Raw genomic sequence first — 16,297 nt, forward strand, 5'->3', positions numbered from 1 at the left:
GGCCCCGGCGCCCGCCCGGCCCGCCGCCCGGCGCCCGGCCGCCCCACGGCCCCCAAGATCCTCCGGCTGGGCAGCCCCCGCCCCCGGCTGCGCATGGTCAGTCTGGCCCTCACCCTGGTGCTGATCGCCTTCGTCGTACGGCTGCTCCAGGTGCAGGCGGTGGACGCGAGCGCGTACGCCGCCAAGGCCGAGCAGAACCGCTACGTCGGCCACGTCCTGGCCGCCGAGCGCGGCGGCATCACCGACCGCAACGGCGTGGCCCTCGCCACCAGCGTGGACGCCTACGACATCACCGCCGACCCCACGATGTTCAACCGCAAGCAGCTGAAGGTCGACGACGGTCCCGAGCAGGCCGCCGCGCTCCTCGCCCCGATCCTCGGCGTCGACCAGGAGACGATCGTCAAGAAGCTGCGCCCGAAGAACAAGGACCTGCGCTACGTCCTGCTCGCCCGCCGCCAGACCCCGCAGGTGTGGACGCAGATCAAGGACCTGAAGTCGGCCCTGACCGCCAAGGGCGAGACGGACCGCTCCACGGTCAACGTCCTGGCCGGCGTCTTCGCCGACCCCAGCAGCAAGCGCGTCTACCCCAACGGCGACCTCGCCGCCGGGCTGCTGGGCTGGGTCAACCTCGACGGCAAGGGCGGCGGAGGCGTCGAGCAGCAGTTCAACGGCGACCTGGCCGGCAAGGACGGCAAGATCCGCTACGCCCAGTCCGGCGGCCGCCTGGTGCCCACCGCGGGCTCCGCCGAGACGCCCGCGGTGCCCGGCAGCGACGTGGAACTCACCATCGACCGCGACATCCAGTGGGCCGCGCAGAACGCGATCACGCAGCAGGTGGCGAAGTCGAAGGCGGACCGCGGCTACGTGATAGTGCAGGACACCCGGACCGGCGAGATCCTCGCCATGGCCAACTCGCCCGGCTTCGACCCCAACGACCTGTCCAAGGCCAGCTCGAGCGCCCTGCACAACTGGGCCGTCGAGGACGCCTTCGAGCCCGGCTCCACCGCCAAGATCATGTCGATGGCCGCCGTGCTCCAGCAGAACGTCGCCACCCCGCTGACGCATGTCGTCGTACCGAACCGGCTGCACCGCGGCGACCGGCTGTTCAAGGACGACATCGACCACGAGACCTGGAACCTGACGCTCAACGGCGTGCTCGCCAAGTCCAGCAACATCGGCACCATCCTGGCCACCGGCCAGCTGGGCAAGACACAGGCGCAGGCCAACAGGGTCCTCTACTCGTACCTGCGCAAGTTCGGCATCGGCAGCTACAGCGGGCTGGACGTCCCCGGCGAGACGAAGGGCATCCTCGCCCCGCCCGGCAAGTGGTCGACGTCGCAGCAGTACACGATTCCTTTCGGCCAGGGCGTGTCCGTCAACGCGATGCAGGCGGCCTCCGTGTACTCGACCATCGCGAACGGCGGCGTACGCGTCGAACCGACGCTCGTACGCGGCACGAAGGGACCCGACGGGCGCTTCACACCCGCCGCGAAGCCCCGAAAGACAAGGGTCGTGAGCGCCAGGACGGCGAAGACGCTCGCCCAGATGCTGGAGTCGGTCGTGGACGACCAGGAGGGCACGGGCACCAAGGCGCGCATTCCCGGCTACCGGGTCGCGGGCAAGACGGGTACGGCCAACCGCGTGGATCCGGCCACCGGCAAGTACCGCGGCTACACCTCGTCGTTCGCCGGATTCGCACCCGCGGACAACCCCCGGGTCACCGTCTACTGCGCCATCCAGAACGCCACGAGTGGGAGTTACTTCGGCGGCCAGATCTGCGGCCCCATCTTCAAGCAGGTCATGGAGTTCGCCCTCAAGACCCTCCAGGTCCCGCCCACCGGGGCCAAGGCCGCGAACCTTCCCGTCAGCTTCAAGCCCTGATCAGCGCAACCAGCCAGGAACGCTCCGTGACCATGATCACCCCCGATCCCGGGAACCAGACCCCGCCCGTGCCCTCGCTTCGCCCGCAGGCGGGTGCGCCCGGTACGCTCACCGCCGTGCCACACGCTGATCAGTCCCAAACCACCCAGAAGGGCGCATCCGTGACATACCCCGGGCCGCCCAGGCCGGTTCAGGTCCCCGCCACACCCCTGGCGGAACTCGCCGATCAGCTGGGTGCCGCGCGGCCCGAAAACACCGCCGACGTCACGGGCATCACCCATGACTCGCGTGCCGTCCGCCCCGGAGACCTCTACGCCGCCCTGCCCGGCGCCCGTCTGCACGGCGCGGACTTCGTCACCCAGGCCGCCGGCCTCGGCGCCGTCGCCGTGCTGACCGACCCGACCGGCGCCGAACGCGCCGCGGCCACCGGCCTGCCGGTCCTCGTCGTGGACGAACCGCGGGCGCAGATGGGCGAGCTGGCCGCCACGATCTACGGCCACCCGGGCCGCGACCTGCTCCAGATCGGCATCACCGGCACCTCGGGCAAGACCACCACCGCCTACCTCGTCGAGGGCGGCCTGAAGACCAAGAGCAACACCGGCCTGATCGGCACGGTCGAGATGCGCATCGGCGACGAGCGCATCAAGTCCGAGCGCACCACCCCCGAAGCCACCGACCTGCAGGCCCTGTTCGCCGTCATGCGCGAGCGCGGGGTCGAGGCGGTCGCCATGGAGGTCTCCAGCCACGCCCTGGTCCTCGGCCGGGTCGACGCCTGCGTCTTCGACATCGGCGTCTTCACCAACCTGAGCCCGGAACACATGGAGTTCCACTCCGGCATGGAGGACTACTTCCAGGCCAAGGCGCAGCTGTTCACGCCCAAGCGCAGCAGACTCGGCGTGGTCAACGTCGACGACGAGTACGGCCGCAGGCTGGCCAGGGAGGCGACCGTCCCGGTCGTGACCTACTCCGCCGAGGGCCACCCCGACGCCGACTGGCGCGCCGAGGACGTCGAGATCGGCCGGCTGGACTCGACGTTCACCGCGATCGGCCCCGAGGGCGAGCGGATCGACGCCAGGTCGCCGCTGCCGGGCCCGTTCAACGTGGCCAACACCCTCGCCGCCATCGTGGCGCTCGCGGCCGCGGGCCTCGACCCGCAGTCCGCCGCCGACGGCATCGCCGCCGTGCCGGGTGTGCCGGGCCGCCTGGAGCGCGTGGACGCCGGGCAGCCGTATCTCGCGGTGGTCGACTACGCCCACAAGACCGACGCGGTCGAGTCGGTGCTGCGCGCCCTGCGCAAGGTCACCGAGGGCAGTCTGCACATCGTGCTCGGCTGCGGCGGGGACCGCGACAAGACCAAGCGGGAGCCGATGGGCGCCGCCGCCGCGCGCCTCGCCGACACCGCCGTACTGACCTCCGACAACCCTCGCTCCGAGGACCCCCTCTCCATCCTTGCAACCATGCTCGTGGGCGCGGCGTCCGTACCAGCACACGAACGCGGCGAGGTCCAGGTCTTCGAGGACCGGGCCGCCGCGATCGCCGCCGCCGTCGCCCGCGCGCAGCCCGGGGACACCGTGCTGGTCGCGGGCAAGGGCCACGAGCAGGGCCAGGACATCGCCGGGGTGGTCCGTCCCTTCGACGACCGCCAGGTGCTTCGAGAAGCCATCCAGAAGACCCAGGGATGAACTTGTGATCGCCCTCTCTCTCGCCGAGATCGCAGAAGTCGTCGGCGGGCAGACGTACGACATACCGGATCCGTCCGTCGAGGTCACCGCTCCGGTCGTCCGGGACTCCCGCGAGGTCGAGCCCGGCAGCCTGTTCGTCGCCTTCGTCGGCGAGCGGGTCGACGGCCACGACTTCGCACGGCAGGTCGTCGAGGCGGGCGCGGTCGCCGTACTGGCATCGCGCCCCGTCGGCGTGCCCGCGATCGTCGTCGACGACGTCCAGCGGGCGCTCGGCGCCCTCGCGCGGCACGTCGTCCGCCGGCTCGGCGCGACCCTCGTGGCCCTCACCGGCTCCGCGGGCAAGACCAGCACCAAGGACCTGATCGCCCAGGTGCTGCGGAGCAAGGCGCCCACGGTGTTCACGCCGGGCTCGCTCAACAACGAGATCGGGCTGCCGCTGACGGCCCTGTCCGCCACCGAGGAGACGAAGTTCCTCGTGCTGGAGATGGGCGCCCGCGGCATCGGCCACATCCGCTACCTCGCCGAGCTGACGCCCCCGAGGATCGGCCTCGTCCTGAACGTCGGGACCGCCCACATCGGCGAGTTCGGCGGCCGCGAGCAGATCGCCCAGGCGAAGGGCGAGCTGGTCGAGAGCCTGCCGGCGGCCGAGGACGGCGGCGTCGCGGTCCTCAACGCGGACGACCCGCTCGTACGGGCCATGGCCTCCCGTACGAAGGCGAAGGTGGTCCTGTTCGGAGAGGCCGACGAAGCGGACGTACGCGCCGAGAACGTGCGACTCACGGACAGCGGACAGCCCGCCTTCAGGCTCCACACACCCTCCGGTGCAAGCGACGTGACCATGCGCCTGTACGGTGAGCACCACGTGTCGAACGCGCTCGCCGCGGCCGCCGTCGCCCATGAGCTGGGCATGTCCGCAGCTGAGATCGCCACCGCGCTCTCCGAGGCGGGCTCCCTCTCCCGCTGGCGCATGGAGGTCACCGAGCGACCGGACGGCGTGACCATCGTCAACGACGCCTACAACGCGAACCCCGAGTCCATGCGAGCGGCCCTGCGCGCGCTCGTGGCGATGGGCCGGGGGCGGCGGACCTGGGCGGTGCTCGGCAAGATGGCCGAGCTCGGGGACGAGGCGCTCGCCGAGCACGACGCGGTCGGACGGCTCGCCGTCCGGCTCAATGTCGGCAAGCTCGTCGCGGTCGGGGGCAGGGAAGCGTCCTGGCTGCAACTGGGCGCATATAACGAGGGTTCGTGGGGTGAGGAGTCGGTGCACGTGTCCGACGCACAGGCGGCGATCGACCTGTTGCGCAGCGAGTTGCGCCCGGGGGACGTCGTCCTCGTGAAGGCGTCCCGTTCGGTCGGTCTCGAAGGCGTCGCCCAGGCGCTCCTCGAGACCGGTGCCGAGGGTGAGGTTGCCGCCCGATGATGAAGCAGATCCTGTTCTCGGGAGTCATCGGCCTCTTCCTGACGCTGGTCGGCACCCCGCTGCTGATCAAGCTCCTCGCCCGCAAGGGCTACGGCCAGTACATCCGGGACGACGGACCGCGCGAGCACGCCAGCAAGCGCGGTACGCCGACCATGGGCGGTATCGCCTTCATCCTGGCGACGGTCGTCGCCTACTTCCTGTCCAAGGTGATCACCGGCTACGCCCCGACCTACTCGGGCCTGCTGGTGCTCGGCCTGATGGTCGGCATGGGCCTGGTCGGCTTCCTCGACGACTACATCAAGATCGTCAAGCGCCGTTCGCTGGGCCTGCGGGCCAAGGCCAAGATGGCCGGCCAGCTGATCGTCGGCATCTCCTTCGCTGTGCTCGCCCTGCAGTTCCAGGACGCCCGTGGCAACACCCCGGCCTCCACCAAGCTGTCCTTCATCACGGACTTCGGCTGGAAGATCGGCCCGATCCTGTTCGTGGTCTGGGCGCTGTTCATGATCCTCGCGATGTCGAACGGCGTGAACCTGACGGACGGTCTGGACGGCCTGGCCACCGGCGCCTCCGTGCTCGTCTTCGGCGCCTACACCTTCATCGGCGTCTGGCAGTTCCAGGAGTCGTGCGCCAACGCGCAGACCCTGACCAACCCCAACGCCTGCTACGAGGTACGCGACCCCCTCGACCTCGCGGTCATCGCCTCGGCGCTGATGGGCGCCTGCCTCGGCTTCCTGTGGTGGAACACCTCGCCCGCCAAGATCTTCATGGGCGACACCGGCTCGCTCGCGCTCGGCGGTGTCCTCACCGGCCTCGCCATCTGCTCCCGCACCGAGCTGCTGGTGGCCATCATGGGCGGCCTGTTCGTCCTCATCACCATGTCGGTGGTCATCCAGGTCGGCTCCTTCCGCCTCACCGGCCGGCGCGTCTTCCGGATGGCGCCACTGCAGCACCACTTCGAACTCAAAGGCTGGTCCGAAGTCCTGGTGGTGGTCCGCTTCTGGATCATCCAGGGCATCTGTGTGATCGTCGGACTGGGTCTCTTCTACGCGGGATGGGCAGCGGACAAGTGACCGACTGGCAGGGCAAGCACGTCACCGTCGCCGGGCTCGGCGTCTCGGGCATCCCGGCGGCCAAGGTGCTGCACGCGCGCGGGGCGGCCGTCACGGTCGTCAACGACGGCGACGACGCACGCGCGCGTGAACAGGCCGCCGAGCTGGAGGCCTTGGGCATCACCGTGCGGCTCGGCGACGGCGCGACCCTGCCGGAGGGCACCGAACTCGTCGTCACCACACCGGGCTGGAAGCCGGACAAGCCCCTGTTCGCCGCGGCCCGCGAGGCCGGCCTGGAGATCTGGGGCGACGTCGAACTCGCCTGGCGCCTGCGCGGACCCGACGCGGCGCCCTGGCTCGCCGTCACCGGCACCAACGGCAAGACCACCACCGTCCAGATGCTGGCCTCGATCCTGAAGGCCGCCGGACTGCGCACCGCCGCCGTGGGCAACATCGGCGTCTCCCTGCTCGACGTGGTGCTCGGCGACGAGCAGTACGACGTGCTGGCCGTCGAGTTGTCGAGCTACCAGCTGCACTGGGCGCCCTCGCTGCGCGCCCACTCCGCCGCCGTCCTCAACCTGGCCCCGGACCACCTCGACTGGCACGGCTCCATGGAGGCCTACGCCGCCGACAAGGGCCGTATCTACGAGGGCAATCGCGTCGCCTGCGTCTACAACGCCGCCGACAAGGCCACCGAGGACCTGGTGCGCGAGGCCGACGTCGAGGAGGGCTGCCGGGCGATCGGCTTCACCCTCGGCACTCCCGGACCGTCCCAACTGGGCGTCGTGGACGGCATCCTGGTCGACCGCGCCTTCGTGGAGAACCGGCAGAAGAACGCCCAGGAGCTCGCCGAGGTCTCCGACGTCAACCCGCCGGCCCCGCACAACATCGCCAACGCCCTTGCGGCGGCGGCCCTCGCGCGCGCCTTCGGGGTGCCCGCCGCGGCCGTACGCGACGGGCTGCGGAACTTCACGCCGGACGCGCACCGCATCGCGCACGTCGCCGACGTGGACGGGGTGGCGTACGTCGACGACTCCAAGGCGACCAACACCCACGCCGCCGAGGCGTCGTTGGCGGCGTACGGGTCCATCGTGTGGATCGCCGGCGGACTCGCCAAGGGCGCGACCTTCGACGAGCTGGTCGCCAAGTCTGCCGAGCGGCTGCGCGGCGCCGTGCTCATCGGCAAGGACCGTGCCCTGATCCGGGAAGCCCTGGCGCGACACGCGCCGGAAGTACCCGTCGTCGACCTCGACCGGACCGACACTGGGGCGATGCTCGCGGCCGTCCAGGAGGCCGGGCGGCTCGCGGAGGCGGGCGACACGGTGCTGCTGGCCCCGGCCTGTGCCTCGATGGACATGTTCGCCAACTACAACAAGCGCGGTGACGCGTTCGCGGAGGCGGTTCGCGAACTCGGCTCCTGACCGACGCAGCGGAGGCGCTGATGCCCAGTAGCCGTACCGGACGGCCGCCCGTGCAGCGGGCCGCCAGACGTCCCGCCGCTTCCCGGACGCCGCGCGAGAACCCCGTGGCGCGGCTCTACACGAACGCCCGCAAGGCCTGGGACCGGCCGCTGACCGCGTACTACCTGATCGTCGGCGGCAGTGTGCTGATCACCGTGCTCGGTCTGGTGATGGTCTATTCGGCCTCCCAGATCACGGCGCTGCAGATGTCGCTGCCGGGCTCGTACTTCTTCCGCAAGCAGCTGCTCGCCGCCGTGATCGGCGGAGTGCTGCTGCTGATCGCCTCTCTGATGCCGGTGAAGCTGCACCGGGCGCTCGCCTACCCGATGCTCGCGGGCGCGGTCTTCCTGATGGCGCTGGTACAGGTGCCGGGGATAGGGATGTCGGTCAACGGCAACCAGAACTGGATCTCGCTCGGCGGCTCCTTCCAGATCCAGCCCAGCGAGTTCGGCAAGCTCGCCCTGGTGCTGTGGGGCGCGGACCTGATGGCCCGCAAACAGGACAAGAAGCTGCTCAACCAGTGGAAGCACATGCTGGTGCCGCTCGTGCCGGTCGCCTTCATGCTGCTGGGCCTGATCATGCTCGGCGGCGACATGGGCACGGCGATCATCCTGACGGCGATCCTGTTCGGCCTGCTGTGGCTGGCCGGCGCCCCGACCCGGCTGTTCGCCGGTGTGCTGTCGATCGCCGGCCTCCTCGGTGTGATCCTCATCAAGACCAGCCCGAACCGCATGGCCCGGCTGGCCTGCATCGGCGCCACGTCCCCGCAGTCGGGCCCGGCCGACTGCTGGCAGGCCGTGCACGGGATCTATGCGCTCGCATCGGGCGGAATCTTCGGCTCCGGGCTCGGCGCGAGTGTGGAAAAATGGGGCCAACTCCCCGAGGCCCACACGGACTTCATCTTCGCCGTCACCGGTGAGGAACTGGGCCTGGCGGGGACGCTGTCGGTGCTCGCCCTGTTCGCGGCTCTAGGCTATGCGGGTATCCGCGTGGCCGGACGCACGGAGGACCCCTTCGTCAGGTATGCCGCGGGAGGCGTGACCACCTGGATCACCGCGCAGGCGGTGATCAACATCGGTGCGGTGCTCGGCCTGCTGCCGATCGCCGGCGTCCCCCTCCCGCTGTTCTCCTACGGGGGATCCGCCCTGCTGCCGACCATGTTCGCCATCGGGCTGCTGATCGCGTTCGCGCGTGACGAGCCCGCTGCGCGTGCGGCGCTTTCCGTGCGGCAACCTCGCTTTGGTAGAAAGCGGGCGGGAGGCGTACGGAACCGGGGGCCTCGGAGATGGAACACGATGCGACGGCGTGCCTAGGCGGCACGTTCGTCCGGAGAGCGGTGAATTTCGGTGCATGTCGTACTCGCCGGTGGGGGGACCGCCGGCCACATCGAGCCCGCGCTCGCCCTCGCGGACGCCCTGCGCAGGCAGGATCCGACCGTGGGGATCACGGCCCTGGGCACGGAGCGCGGTCTTGAGACCACGCTCGTTCCGCAGCGGGGCTACGAGCTCGCGCTGATCCCGGCGGTGCCGCTGCCGCGCAAGCCGACGCCCGAGCTGATCACCGTCCCGGGCCGGCTGCGCGGCACGATCAAGGCGACCGAGCAGGTCCTGGAGCGCACCAAGGCGGACTGCGTGGTCGGCTTCGGCGGCTACGTCGCCCTGCCCGCCTACCTCGCGGCCAAGCGCCTCGGTGTGCCGATCGTGATCCACGAGGCCAACGCCCGGCCCGGTCTGGCCAACAAGATCGGCTCGCGCTACGCCTCCCGGGTCGCCGTCTCCACCCCGGACAGCAAGCTGCGCGACGCCCGCTACATCGGCATCCCGCTGCGCCGCACCATCGCCACCCTGGACCGGGCCGCCGTCCGCCCGGAGGCCCGCGCGATGTTCGGCCTCGACCCCAACCTGCCCACGCTGCTGGTCTCCGGCGGCTCGCAGGGCGCCCGCCGCCTCAACGAGGTGACCCAGCAGGTCGCGCCGTGGCTCCAGCAGGCCGGCATCCAGATCCTGCACGCGGTCGGCCCGAAGAACGAACTGCCGCAGGTGCAGCAGATGCCGGGAATGCCCCCGTACATCCCGGTAAGTTACCTGGACCGGATGGATCTCGCGTACGCCGCTGCCGACATGATGCTCTGCCGCGCGGGCGCGATGACCGTCGCCGAACTCTCCGCCGTCGGGCTCCCGGCCGCCTACGTCCCGCTGCCCATCGGCAACGGCGAACAGCGGCTGAACGCCCAGCCGGTGGTGAAGGCCGGCGGCGGACTGCTGGTCGACGACGCGGAACTGACGCCCGACTGGGTGCGGGCGAGCGTGCTGCCCGTGCTCGCCGACCCGCACCGGCTGTACGAGATGTCCCGCGCCGCCGCCGAGTTCGGCCGCCGGGACGCCGACGACCTGCTCGTCGGCATGGTGTACGAGGCGGTCTCCGCCGGCCGTGCACGCCGATAGGGACCGTTTTTTCGATGTAGGCGAAGGGCAGGAAGCGTGGCCGGACCGACCACCGCCGAACGCGGTGAACGCCAGCAGGAGTCGTCCGGCCCGCCTCCGGCACGGCGGTTGAGGCGTCCACGCCCTCGTACGATCATCATCTTGGCCGTCGCGCTCGTCCTTCTCGGGGCGGGCGCCGTATGGCTGTTGTACGGCTCGCAGTGGACGCGCGTGGAGCACGTGTCGGTCTCCGGCACCCAGGTGCTCACGCCCGAACAGGTCCGCGAGGCCGCCCAAGTCCCCGTCGGGGCACCGCTGATTTCCGTGGACACCGACGCGATTGAGACGCGTCTGGCCCGGAAACTGCCCCGAATTGACACCGTTGACGTGGTTCGTTCCTGGCCTCATGGAATCGGCCTGAAAGTGGTCGAGCGCACTCCGGTTCTCGTGGTGCAAAAAGGCCGAAACTTCGTCGAAGTGGACGACGAAGGTGTCCGTTTCGCCACGGTTTCCCAAGCCCCGAAAGGCGTTCCCGCACTGGAATTGGCGCCGTCCTCCTCGGGTTCCTCGGCGCCGAGCCTGCGGCGCTTCGGGGAGGACCGGTTGGTGCGCGAGGCGGTGAGCGTCGCCGACGCCATTCCGGCCGCCGTCGCCCGGCGGACGGAAGCCGTCAAGGTGCGCTCCTTCGACGACATCTCACTGGAGTTGGGCGACGGCCGTACCGTCTCCTGGGGAAGTGGTGAGAAGGGTTCCGCAAAGGCCCGTACGCTCACCGCTCTCATGAAAGCGGCTCCCGATGCGCGGCACTTCGACGTCTCGGTTCCCACCGCCCCTGCGTCATCGGGGAGTTGACGCACATCCGCGCAGGCCAGCACCCTGGTTGGGCACCGCTACGGCTGATCACATAGGGTGAAAAGAAAAACGGGAGGTTCGGCGTGTTCGTTGAACGTGCGCCACTTGTCGACTTAGTGTCCTGTTGGGAAGAGTCCAGCGAACAGACACACTGGTAACCCTAAACTTCAACGTTAGGGTTTGGGTCGGCGATACGGACCGTCCCAATCGGCATCAGTCGTACGACCGCGGCAAGCCCCGCGAGAGGACGACACGTAACTCGAGGCGAGAGGCCTTCGACGTGGCAGCACCGCAGAACTACCTCGCAGTCATCAAAGTCATCGGTGTCGGCGGCGGTGGTGTCAATGCCATCAACCGGATGATCGAGGTCGGTCTCAAGGGTGTCGAGTTCATTGCCATCAACACGGACGCGCAGGCGCTGTTGATGAGCGACGCCGACGTCAAGCTCGACGTCGGCCGTGAACTCACCCGCGGACTCGGCGCCGGAGCCAACCCGGCCGTCGGCCGCAAGGCCGCCGAGGACCACCGCGAGGAGATCGAAGAGGTCCTCAAGGGGGCCGACATGGTCTTCGTGACGGCCGGTGAAGGCGGCGGCACCGGCACCGGCGGCGCGCCCGTCGTGGCCAACATCGCCCGCTCCCTGGGCGCCCTCACCATCGGTGTGGTCACCCGCCCGTTCACCTTCGAGGGACGGCGCCGGGCCAACCAGGCCGAGGACGGCATCGCCGAGCTCCGCGAAGAGGTCGACACCCTCATCGTGATCCCCAACGACCGGCTGCTGTCCATCTCGGACCGCCAGGTCTCGGTGCTGGACGCCTTCAAGTCGGCCGACCAGGTCCTGCTCTCCGGTGTCCAGGGCATCACCGACCTGATCACCACGCCCGGTCTGATCAACCTCGACTTCGCCGACGTCAAGTCGGTCATGTCGGAGGCCGGTTCGGCCCTCATGGGCATCGGCTCGGCCCGCGGTGACGACCGCGCGGTGGCCGCGGCCGAGATGGCGATCTCCTCGCCGCTGCTCGAGGCCTCGATCGACGGCGCCCGCGGTGTGCTGCTGTCCATCTCCGGCGGCTCCGACCTCGGCCTGTTCGAGATCAACGAGGCGGCCCAGCTGGTGAGCGAGGCCGCCCACCCCGAGGCCAACATCATCTTCGGCGCGGTCATCGACGACGCGCTCGGCGACGAGGTTCGGGTCACGGTGATCGCGGCCGGCTTCGACGGCGGCCAGCCGCCCGCCAAGCGGGAGAACGTCCTCGGCTCGTCCTCCGCCTCCGCCCGCCGCGAAGAGCCCACGCCCGCGCGGCAGTCCGAGAGCCGCCCATCCTTCGGCTCGCTCGGCAGCGTCACTCCGAAGGAGAACCCGGAGCCCGCGCCCGAGCCGGCGAACGAGGTCCCGGCCGGCCCGCCGGTGCCGCCGTCGCGGACCTACGCGGACAGCGGCGCGGAGGAGCTGGACGTACCGGACTTCCTGAAGTGATAGGGCAGCATTCCGGGACGAGCACCGTGAACGGCGCGCACTTCGCTTTCACCGACCGGTGGGGCGGGGTGAGCGCCGTTCCGTACGAGCAGCTCAACCTCGGCGGAGCGGTCGGCGACGACGCCGGCGCGGTACGGGCCAATCGCGAGCTGGCGGCCAAGTCCCTCGGCCTCGACCCGGCCCGGGTGGTCTGGATGAACCAGGTGCACGGAGCGGAGGTGGCGGTGGTCGACGGACCGTGGGGCGACCGTCCCGCACCCGAGGTCGACGCCGTCGTCACGACGCGGCGCGGTCTCGCGCTCGCCGTCCTCACCGCCGACTGCACGCCCGTTCTGCTCGCCGACCCCGTCGCCGGGGTGGTCGCCGCGGCCCACGCGGGACGGCCCGGCATGGTCGCGGGGGTCGTCCCCGCCGCCGTACGGGCCATGACCGAACTCGGCGCCGAGCCGGGCCGGATCGTCGCCCGCACCGGACCCGCCGTGTGCGGCCGGTGCTACGAAGTGCCGGAGGAGATGCGCGCCGACGTGGCCGCGGTCGAGCCGGCGGCGCACTCCGTCACGAGCTGGGGCACGCCCGCGGTCGACGTGACCGCCGGAGTGCACGCCCAGCTCGAGCGGCTCGGGGTGCGCGACCGGGAGCAGTCGCCGGTGTGCACGATCGAGTCGGGCGATCACTTCTCGTACCGTCGCGACCGGACCACGGGGCGACTCGCGGGATATGTCTGGCTGGACTGAGGGACATGACGGACCGTAAGCACGAACTCGCCGAAAACCTGGCCAAGGTGGAGCGTCGTATCGCCGCCGCCTGTGACGCCGCCGGGCGCAAGCGCGAGGAGGTGACCCTGATCGTGGTCACCAAGACGTACCCGGCGAGCGACGTGAGGATCCTGTCGGAGCTCGGTGTGCGGCACGTGGCGGAGAACCGGGACCAGGACGCGGCGCCCAAGGCCGCGGAATGCTCGGATCTGCCTCTGACATGGCATTTCGTGGGCCAGTTGCAGACCAACAAGGTTCGTTCCGTGGTCGGTTATGCCGACTTCGTGCAATCCGTCGACCGGGCCCGGCTCGTCACGGCACTCTCCAAGGAGGCCGTGCGGCAGGAGCGCGAGATCGGCTGCCTCGTCCAGGTCGCGCTGGACGCGGACGAGAGCGGGCGGGGCGAGCGCGGGGGCGTCGGGCCCGGCGGAATCGAAGAGTTGGGCGAGCTGGTCGCCCGGTCGCCGGGTCTGCGGTGGGACGGTCTGATGACCGTCGCGCCGCTCACCGGGCCTTACGCCGGGCGCGAACTGGCGGCGTTCGAGCGGTTGATGGATTTGTCGACGGACCTGCGCCGAACCCGTCCGGCTGCGAACATGGTCTCGGCAGGAATGAGTGCGGACCTCGAACAGGCCGTGGCGGCCGGGGCGACACATGTACGCGTCGGTACGGCGGTACTCGGAGTCCGCCCCAGGCTCGGGTAACGTCGCCAGGAAGTCGGACCACAGCAGAAAATATGGTCAATGTCGCCGAAGGCGGGCGCAACGACCTCGTGGATCGCGGGCACTTGGCGGTAGTCAGCCGATCCACCACAGAGCGGAGGACTCAGAGCATGGCCGGCGCGATGCGCAAGATGGCGGTCTACCTCGGCCTCGTGGAGGACGATGGGTACGACGGCCGGGGCTTCGACCCCGATGACGATTTCGAGCCCGAGCTGGACCCCGAGCCCGAACGGGACCACAGGCGGCATGAACCGTCCCACCAGCAGCACGTGGCACATCAGTCCCAAAGGGACGAAGAGGTACGAATCGTACAGCCGCCGGTGTCGCGTGAGCCGGTCGCCCGTTCCGCTTCGCTACCCGCGGAATCCGGTCGTCCGGCGCGCATCGCGCCCGTGGCGTCCATCACACAAGAACGCGCAAGCCTGGAGAAGAACGCACCGGTGATCATGCCCAAGGTCGTGTCGGAACGAGAGCCTTACCGGATCACCACGCTTCACCCGCGGACCTACAACGAGGCCCGTACCATCGGGGAACACTTCCGTGAGGGCACCCCGGTGATCATGAATCTGACTGAGATGGATGACACAGACGCGAAGCGACTTGTCGACTTTGCGGCCGGTTTGGTGTTTGGTCTTCACGGCAGCATCGAGCGGGTGACGCAGAAGGTGTTCCTGTTGTCGCCTGCTAACGTCGATGTCACGGCGGAGGACAAGGCCCGCATCGCAGAGGGCGGGTTCTTCAACCAGAGCTGAGACGCACGACCGGAATCAGCGGTACAAAGCAGTATCAAGCAGCACGGAAACAGGGGAGAGGGAAGCACGGGTCATGAGCGTGGTTCTTGATGTGATCTACATCGCGCTGATGTGCTTCCTCATCGTGCTCATCTTCCGGTTGGTCATGGACTACGTCTTCCAGTTCGCCCGCTCATGGCAACCCGGCAAGGCGATGGTGGTCGTTCTGGAGGCCACCTACACTGTCACTGATCCACCGCTCAAGCTTCTGCGGCGGTTCATCCCGCCGTTGCGTCTCGGGGGCGTGGCGCTCGACCTGTCCTTCTTCGTACTGATGATCATCGTCTACATCCTGATCTCGATCGTGAGCCGGCTGTGATGAGCGATGTGACCTACCGTCTTGCCGAATGCCGACGACTACGTTGAGGTGAAGAGATGCCGTTGACCCCCGAGGACGTGCGGAACAAGCAGTTCACGACCGTCCGCCTCCGAGAAGGCTATGACGAGGACGAGGTCGATGCCTTCCTCGACGAGGTCGAAGCCGAACTGACCCGCCTGCTCCGGGAAAACGAGGACCTGCGCGCCAAACTGGCCGCGGCCACGCGTGCCGCGGCCCAGAACCAGCAGAACATGCGCAAGCCCCCGGAGGGTCCCGGCGGTCCCGGTGGACCGGGTGGACCCGGCCCGCAGGACCAGCAGCACCCGCAGCATCCGCAGCACCCGCAGCAGGGCATGCGCGGTCCGGGCGCTCCCGTGCCCGCCGGCATATCTGGCCCGCCGCAGCAGCAGATGGGCGGCCCCATGGGGGGCCCGCCCCAGCTGCCCAGCGGTGCTCCGCAGCTGCCCGCCGGTCCCGGCGGTGGTCAGGGCGGTCCCCAGGGTCCCGGTCCGATGGGCCAGGGTCCGATGGGTCAAGGCCCCATGGGCCAGGGCCCGATGGGTGGCCAGCCCCCCATGCAGCAGCAGATGGGCGGTCCGATGGGCGGCCCCATGGGTGGCCCGATGGGCGGCCCCGGTCAGGGCCCCGGTGGCGACAGCGCCGCCCGCGTCCTCTCGCTGGCCCAGCAGACCGCCGACCAGGCGATCGCCGAGGCCCGTTCCGAAGCCAACAAGATCGTGGGCGAGGCGCGTTCGCGTGCCGAGGGCCTCGAGCGTGACGCCCGTGCCAAGGCCGACGCGCTGGAGCGGGACGCGCAGGAGAAGCACCGCGTCGCGATGGGCTCCCTGGAGTCCGCCCGCGCCACGCTGGAGCGCAAGGTCGAGGACCTGCGCGGCTTCGAGCGCGAGTACCGTACGCGCCTGAAGTCGTACCTCGAGTCCCAGCTGCGTCAGCTGGAGACCCAGGCCGACGACTCGCTGGCTCCGCCGCGCACCCCGGCGACCGCGTCGCTGCCGCCGTCCCCGGCGCCTTCCATGGCACCGGCCGGCGCGAGCGCCCCGTCGTACGGCGGCAACCAGACCATGGGCGGTGCGCCGAGCCCCGCTGCCCCGTCCTACGGCGGCCAGCAGCAGATGTCTCCGGCGATGACCCAGCCGATGGCTCCGGTCCGCCCGCAGAGCCCGTCTCCGATGGGTCAGGCCCCCTCGCCGATGCGCGGGTTCCTGATCGACGAGGACGACAACTGACGGCCGTCCCGGCCAGTAGTACGCGGTAGGCGTCGGCAGCGTTCACCAAGGGCGGGGCCCCGGATCTCGATCCGGGGCCCCGCCCTTTTACGCGTGTTGATCTGTGTTGTCGGTCGCACACGGCGAAGGGGCCGGACTCCCCCAAAAGGGAGGGCAGGGACCTCCCGCGCCGTGTGGTTTTGCATTTCGGAGGAGGGACACCAACCGCCAGACACCCCC

14 protein-coding genes are annotated in these 16,297 nt (G+C 69.9%); all 14 read left to right on the top strand.

The features are described 5' to 3' along the window. Window positions 1–1,881: peptidoglycan D,D-transpeptidase FtsI family protein (locus tag ACFU97_RS45250; protein ID WP_384268940.1), on the top strand; the 1,881-nt coding region annotated here is incomplete at its 5' end. Window positions 1,882–2,042: 161 nt separating this feature from the next. Next, window positions 2,043–3,563 carry a UDP-N-acetylmuramoyl-L-alanyl-D-glutamate--2,6-diaminopimelate ligase gene (locus ACFU97_RS45255; RefSeq protein ID WP_384268942.1) on the top strand — a complete coding sequence of 507 codons (1,521 nt, stop codon included), beginning with the start codon at window positions 2,043–2,045 and terminating at the stop codon, window positions 3,561–3,563. 4 nt (window positions 3,564–3,567) lie between these two features. Then, on the top strand, window positions 3,568–4,983 hold the full coding sequence (gene murF, locus ACFU97_RS45260; protein ID WP_384268944.1) for a UDP-N-acetylmuramoyl-tripeptide--D-alanyl-D-alanine ligase: 1,416 nt from the start codon (window positions 3,568–3,570) through the stop codon (window positions 4,981–4,983). After that, the gene (gene mraY, locus ACFU97_RS45265; RefSeq protein ID WP_384268946.1) at window positions 4,980–6,053 is read left to right on the top strand and encodes a phospho-N-acetylmuramoyl-pentapeptide-transferase; all 1,074 of its coding nucleotides are present in this window, start codon (window positions 4,980–4,982) and stop codon (window positions 6,051–6,053) included. Before murF ends, mraY begins: the two co-directional genes overlap by 4 nt. Next, a complete protein-coding gene (gene murD, locus ACFU97_RS45270) occupies window positions 6,035–7,453 on the top strand; it encodes a UDP-N-acetylmuramoyl-L-alanine--D-glutamate ligase (RefSeq protein ID WP_384268949.1) in 1,419 nt (472 codons plus the stop codon). Before mraY ends, murD begins: the two co-directional genes overlap by 19 nt. A 20-nt stretch (window positions 7,454–7,473) precedes the next feature. Then, window positions 7,474–8,805 carry a putative lipid II flippase FtsW gene (gene ftsW, locus ACFU97_RS45275; protein ID WP_384268951.1) on the top strand — a complete coding sequence of 444 codons (1,332 nt, stop codon included), beginning with the start codon at window positions 7,474–7,476 and terminating at the stop codon, window positions 8,803–8,805. Between the two features lie 33 nt (window positions 8,806–8,838). Continuing rightward, the gene (gene murG / locus ACFU97_RS45280; RefSeq protein WP_384268953.1) at window positions 8,839–9,936 is read left to right on the top strand and encodes an undecaprenyldiphospho-muramoylpentapeptide beta-N-acetylglucosaminyltransferase; all 1,098 of its coding nucleotides are present in this window, start codon (window positions 8,839–8,841) and stop codon (window positions 9,934–9,936) included. A 36-nt stretch (window positions 9,937–9,972) separates the two neighbouring features. Then, a complete protein-coding gene (locus ACFU97_RS45285) occupies window positions 9,973–10,767 on the top strand; it encodes a cell division protein FtsQ/DivIB (protein WP_384268956.1) in 795 nt (264 codons plus the stop codon). A 280-nt stretch (window positions 10,768–11,047) separates the two neighbouring features. Continuing rightward, on the top strand, window positions 11,048–12,244 hold the full coding sequence (gene ftsZ / locus ACFU97_RS45290; protein ID WP_384268958.1) for a cell division protein FtsZ: 1,197 nt from the start codon (window positions 11,048–11,050) through the stop codon (window positions 12,242–12,244). 26 nt (window positions 12,245–12,270) lie between these two features. After that, window positions 12,271–12,978, top strand: coding sequence for a peptidoglycan editing factor PgeF (pgeF, locus tag ACFU97_RS45295; RefSeq protein ID WP_384268960.1), 708 nt, complete (start codon window positions 12,271–12,273; stop codon window positions 12,976–12,978). Window positions 12,979–12,983: 5 nt separating this feature from the next. Then, on the top strand, window positions 12,984–13,703 hold the full coding sequence (locus ACFU97_RS45300; protein ID WP_384268963.1) for a YggS family pyridoxal phosphate-dependent enzyme: 720 nt from the start codon (window positions 12,984–12,986) through the stop codon (window positions 13,701–13,703). Between the two features lie 128 nt (window positions 13,704–13,831). Further along, window positions 13,832–14,473 carry a cell division protein SepF gene (locus tag ACFU97_RS45305; protein ID WP_384268966.1) on the top strand — a complete coding sequence of 214 codons (642 nt, stop codon included), beginning with the start codon at window positions 13,832–13,834 and terminating at the stop codon, window positions 14,471–14,473. A 73-nt stretch (window positions 14,474–14,546) separates the two neighbouring features. Next, on the top strand, window positions 14,547–14,831 hold the full coding sequence (locus ACFU97_RS45310; protein WP_016435858.1) for a YggT family protein: 285 nt from the start codon (window positions 14,547–14,549) through the stop codon (window positions 14,829–14,831). Window positions 14,832–14,887: 56 nt separating this feature from the next. Next, on the top strand, window positions 14,888–16,078 hold the full coding sequence (locus tag ACFU97_RS45315; protein WP_384268968.1) for a DivIVA domain-containing protein: 1,191 nt from the start codon (window positions 14,888–14,890) through the stop codon (window positions 16,076–16,078). Window positions 16,079–16,297: the final 219 nt, after the last annotated feature.

Origin of the sequence: Streptomyces sp. NPDC057616, assembly GCF_042800575.1 — a bacterium.
Taxonomy (GTDB): domain Bacteria; phylum Actinomycetota; class Actinomycetes; order Streptomycetales; family Streptomycetaceae; genus Streptomyces.